The sequence below is a fragment of the Cupriavidus sp. SIMBA_020 genome, from assembly GCF_046535395.1.
Taxonomy (GTDB): Bacteria; Pseudomonadota; Gammaproteobacteria; order Burkholderiales; family Burkholderiaceae; genus Cupriavidus; species Cupriavidus campinensis.
The window spans coordinates 1-268 of record NZ_JAWRWU010000683.1 but is presented as its reverse complement, the minus strand read 5'-3'; the positions used below and the strand labels follow the sequence as shown (position 1 = coordinate 268).

Annotated in this window: 1 protein-coding gene; it reads right to left on the bottom strand. The window is 69.4% G+C overall.

All coding sequences use genetic code 11. The features are described from left to right. A partial coding sequence (locus SB751_RS31055) for an ABC transporter substrate-binding protein (protein WP_410749150.1) occupies nt 1-268 on the bottom strand: 268 nt, incomplete at both ends.

Below are 268 nucleotides of genomic sequence, written 5' to 3'. Positions count from 1 at the left end.
GCAGGGCGCGGGCCTTGGCGGTGTCGCGCTTGTAGGTGCCGTCCAGCGACTTGTCGTAGTACGGCGAATCCTCGGGCGTGGGCGCGCCGTAGATCGGCTTGCCGTAGCCGAAGAAGGCGGCCTTGGACACGGCCTCGCGGTCGATGGCGTAGGACACCGCGCGGCGCACGCGGGCGTCGTCGAACGGCTTCTTGCCGGTGTTGAACCAGACGCTCATGAAAGCGCCGCCGGCGGTGTCGATTCGGGTGCCGGCATTGCGGCGCAGCAC